The sequence below is a fragment of the Persicitalea sp. genome (assembly GCF_041751555.1).
In the GTDB taxonomy this organism is placed as follows: Bacteria; Bacteroidota; Bacteroidia; order Cytophagales; family Spirosomataceae; genus Persicitalea.
Map to the genome: position 1 here is coordinate 1 of NZ_JBGSXF010000534.1, position 4,822 is coordinate 4,822.

General features: G+C 55.6%; 3 protein-coding genes. 1 reads left to right on the forward strand and 2 read right to left on the reverse strand.

Annotated elements, in window-relative coordinates:
* Nucleotides 1-1,449, forward strand: a 1,449-nt coding sequence (locus ACEW8P_RS19050) for a glycoside hydrolase family 97 catalytic domain-containing protein (RefSeq protein WP_373514663.1), incomplete at its 5' end; no start/stop codon positions are given.
* Nucleotides 1,450-1,740: 291 nt separating this feature from the next.
* On the opposite strand, the gene ACEW8P_RS19055 is transcribed toward ACEW8P_RS19050, so the two are convergent.
* Complete coding sequence (locus ACEW8P_RS19055; protein WP_373514664.1) at nucleotides 1,741-2,475, reverse strand: SOS response-associated peptidase; 735 nt, start codon at nucleotides 2,473-2,475, stop codon at nucleotides 1,741-1,743.
* 86 nt (nucleotides 2,476-2,561) lie between these two features.
* The coding region (locus tag ACEW8P_RS19060; RefSeq protein WP_373514665.1) for a bifunctional YncE family protein/alkaline phosphatase family protein at nucleotides 2,562-4,822 on the reverse strand (2,261 nt) is incomplete at its 5' end.

Here is a 4,822-nt window from a genome sequence, read left to right on the forward strand (position 1 = left end):
GATGAAGGCATCGCTTTCAGATACTTTTTTCCCGAAAGCCTGACGACCCAAACCATCGACATCAGACAGGAAGCAACTCATTTCCGACTTCCACCCGAAAGTAAGCTGTATGCCACCAGCCATGCGCAGGGTTCCTACTCGGTTGTTTCGCCCGAAGAACTCGACTTTTCGGCGGAACTACCTTTGACCGTACAACTGAAAAACGGGTTGTGGGCCAGTATTTTGCACGCTGGACAAACGCATTTTCCACGTGTTAGGTTGAAGGCAGAAGATGGCGAATTGATAAGCGAATTATTTGGCGGTGTGGTTGGTACTTCGCCTTTCGGCTCGCCGTGGCGGGTGGTGATGATAGCCGAGAAGCCGACCCAACTGCTGGAAAATAACTACCTCACCCTGAATCTCAATCCGCCGAATCAAATCGAAACTACGGATTGGATCAGACCCGGCAAAGTGATGCGGGAAATCACCCTCTCGACCGTCGGGGCGATGGAACTGATCGATTTTGCGGCAGAGCAAAACCTGGATTACATCCATTTCGACGCGGGTTGGTACGGTCACGAATACGAACAAGCTTTCGATGCCAGCCGGGTCAGTGTGGATCCTCGTCGAAATCCCGTCAACGATCTTGATCTGCCCAAAATAATCAAGGCCGCCAGAACGAAGGGAATAGGCGTAATACTGTATGTGAACCATCGGGCCCTCGAGAACCAAATCGACACAATTTTTCCTCTCTACGAAAAGTGGGGGGTGGCGGGCGTAAAATTCGGCTTCGTTCACACAGGTTCACACTACTGGACGGCCTGGATGCACGAAGCGGTGAAGAAAGCCGCAAAGCACCATCTTATGGTGGACATCCACGATGAATATATGCCCACCGGATTTAGCCGCACCTACCCCAATCTGATGACGCAGGAAGGCGTTCGAGGCAACGAAGCGTTTCCCGATGCCACCCACAACACCACCCTTCCCTTCACGCGTTTCCTGGCCGGAGCCGCCGACTACACCTACTGCTTCAACGAACCGAAGTTGAAGAACACCAAAGCCCACCAACTGGCCCTGTCCATTGTCAATTACAGTCCGTGGCAGTACCTATTTTGGTATGGCAAACCCCAATATTATGATAATCGTGAGGAAATAGAGCTTTGGAAAACGATGCCTACCGTTTGGGACGAAACCCGCGTTCCGGCTGGTCTGCCTGGTGAGCATATCACGGTTGTTCGCCTAAGCGGCAGCGAATGGTACGTGGGGACAGTGACCAACAACAAGGCACGGAAGGTGTCGGTCATTTTTGATTTCCTGCCAAAGGGAAAGAAATACAGGGCCGAAATTTATGAAGACGATGGAGCCGATAGCATTAAAAAACGAGTAGTTAGCCTAACCGCCAAGCAGTCACTTGAATTTGCGGTACTCCCAAGCGGTGGCGTGGCCATCCGGTTGATAGAAATGTAATCCAAGGGGATTTTTATCAGACAGCAAAATACTAGACGAGGTACTTGGCTGGGGATAAAGGTCAGGAACCGAATTCAAACTTGACAAGCGGATCTTTAATTTAAGGCAGGTCCTCGAGAGCATAAAAAAGCTTGGGGTGAAAACAAGCTTTCCCCTAAAGTAGGGAAATAGCCGATTTACCCCAAGCTTTTTTATGCTCTCCTTAGGGATGGAATGGAAACTCCGTCTGCGAGAGCCGTGGGGAAAATTGTACCTTTGAGTAGTTAAGGCCAGAGACTTCGAAACCGTCAATCAAAACCCTTCAATGTCAGCGTACTCATGCGGCTCCAAAACCTCCGGCACATCCGTCGGCTCAGTCCGGGACGTTATGCGGCGGCTGATGGTGTGTGCGTCCAGCTTTCTTGATTCGTAGGGCATCGCCAGTAACTCCAGCAGTTCGTCTTTTTTCAACGATTCTTCCAGATAAGCCACTTCCAGTTCTGGTGTCAGCAGACAGGGCATTCGTTGCTTAGAGTTGTGAATTCGCGCCATCAGTTTATTGGCGGGCCTGGTAAGCATCGTGTAGGTGGTGCGCACCTCGCCCGTTTCGGGGTCGGCCCATTCGTCCCAAAGTCCCGCGATGCTTACAACCCCTTCCCCTGCGTCATTCGGATAAATGTAGAACGGGTATTTCTCCTTGCCCTCGGTATGCCACTCGAAAAAGCCCGACACCGGGATCAGGCATCGCCGACCCAGCCCGGCGGCCGACCGGAAAGCGGGCTTTTCGAACATCGTCTCGTAGCGGCAGTTGATCGTCATGGTTCGCAGCTTTTTAGCTTCCGGCGCGGCCTTCGTCCAGTGGGGAACCAACCCCCATTCCAGCAGCGAAAGCACTTTTGGCTGCTGAACCGTCACGAGCGGCCAGGCCGGAACGCCGTACGCATTGGCGTGAATGACGGGCTGCCACGCCTTACCTTCCTCAACCTTTGCCCCGTAGCGGGCTTCGAGGACGGGCTGCGGTACATTGAGCGACGTGTGGTAGCACATGCTTATTAGTTTTTTGTTACAAATAAACGTTCAATTTAGCGAAGGGGCTCGGCACCAACAAGATTCCTCCCAACTCTAATTGCTACTCAGTCATCGTCCCCCTCCGCCGCCAGCACGAAGGCGCTGCGCCGGGGTGCGGGTACCTGGAAGTCCTCGCCCTTTAAGCCCTTCCACAGGATTTCGTTGAAAATCCGGTCATCGATGCGGTCCACGTCCGTGAAATCCAGCTTTTCCGAACGCTTCGCGCTGGGCGTAAGCGCGAGGTTGACGGTTCCGAGGTCGATATTAGCCGGAACCAAAGTGTAAGGAGTGGCGTCCGGCTGGGCCGTAAAACTCCGGTACATCGGCGTGGCGGCGGCGTCGTACTGCGTCATGGGCGGCAGGCCCAGAATCAGCTCCATCGTGCGCAGCATCCCTGAGGTGGAGTACATGGTATGGTCGATTGACTTCCGCTTCACGTAAGGACTCACCACCAGCACGTTGGATCGGTGGGCGTCCACATGGTCGGGCCCGTTCTGGGCGTCGTCCTCCACGACGAAAATGGCGGTCTGGGGCCAAATGGAACTGCGGCTGAGGTGTTCCACCAACATCCCGACGGCCAAGTCGTTGTCGGCCACGCAGGCGTAGGGCGTCGGTCGGCCCACCGCCAGCCCCTGCGTGTGGTCGGCCCCCAGGCGAATAGAATTGAAGGCGGGCACGGCCCCGGCCACCAGCAGCGAGTCGAAGTCGCGCTTCCACTGGTTCACGCGCGTGGTGTCGCGGACGTTCTGCTTGTAGTAGGTATCGAAGTAGGAACAAACATGGCCAGCATCAAGGGCCGGGATGTTGCCCCTGTTGGTGTCCACGAACACCCCGTAGCTGCGGTAGCTGACGCCCGCCTTTTTACAGAAATCCCACAGGTATCCCTCCTTGTTGTTGGCCACGCCCCGGCGTCCCATGCCTTCGGTCACGCCGCCCCGGCGGCCGTAGCCCGTGGGCCAGGTTTTCTCGAGGTAGTCGTTGGCGTGGGCGCCCAGGCTCCAGTTGTGGCCGTCGGCGCTCACCTCTGCATCGACGTAGAAGTTGTCCATCAGCACGTACTCCCGCGCCAGCTTGTGCTGATTGGGCGTGTACTGCTCGCCGAAAAGGCAGAGCGTGGAGTCGCCGTTGCCCTCCGGCATATCGCCGAACACCTGGTCGTAAGTGCGGTTTTCTTTGATGATGTAGAAAACGTACTTGATCGGCGACGGGTCGCCCACCTTCATCGGGATGGGGTTTCCCTGCTCTCCCTCCGTGACCAGCTCGCGCTCTTTCTTGTAGGGCGTATTGGCATATACTTTTTTGGAATAAACCGCCAGTTCACCCGCGTTCGGCGTGTCGATGACGCTCAGGCTGCCCTGCATCAGGCTGCCGATGTACTGTAAGCGGTTATTGGCCTTAGGTAGCTCACCCAGGTGCGACTCCGACCGCACTTCAAGACTGACCGGCTGCGGCCCCAGCGGGTTGGCGAACGAGGTGAATCCTTTGCCGTTAGCCACGTATATCCGCTTGCCCGAAACCCGGACACTGGTAGGATACCAGCCCACCGGAATGAAGCCTTTCGAGCGGCTGTCGCCCGGCTCGCTCAGGTCGAAGACGGCCAGCGAGTTGTTGTCGGCATTGGCGACGTAGAGCGTTTTTTCGTCGGTCGAAAGCGCCAGGCCGTTCGTCACTGTTCCCGAGGGTGAATCGGGGTAGAGGGCGGCGTTGAGGACTTCCACCACTTTTTTCTGCCGGGTGTCGATGACCGAAACGCTGTTGTCCCCGGCGTTGGCCACGAACAGGAACGCGCCTTTTTTATTCAGGATCAACTCATTGGGATTGGTGCCAACACTGATGGTGCTGGTTATCTTTCTGGTATTTGTGTCGAAAATCCCGACCTGCTTACCGCCCCAGTACGAAATGTAAAGCGTTTTCGCGTCAGGCGACAACACGCAGGCGTAGCCCTCGTGTCCCAGTTGCTCATGGTGCAGGATGCCTTTGGTTTTCAGGTCCAGCACATACAGCGAATTGTTTTCCTTGGTCACCACGTAAAGGAGATTCCGCCGATCATCGATTTCCAGGCCCACGGGCGAGATTTTTTCCGGCCAGGCTTTGCCCAACACCAGGCTGTCGCGCAAGGCTAACTTATTGTTTGCCACGGCATACTGATAAATCACATTGTCGTTGCCGCCGGAAGCGTAGAGAAACTTGCCGTCGCCGCTGAATTTCAGCCCGTAGAAGGATTTTGGTATCTCGACGCTGTGCACCGTTTTCTCGCCCACGGCATCGATCAACTGGATCGTCTGGGTGCTTTGCCCGTTGTTGGTGACGGCCAGCAACTTGCCCG

Excerpts from the sequence above, each read along its gene's own strand:
- ACEW8P_RS19055 (WP_373514664.1), bottom strand. The coding sequence starts at position 2,475 with ATGTGCTACCACACGTCGCTCAATGTACCGCAGCCCGTCCTCGAAGCC.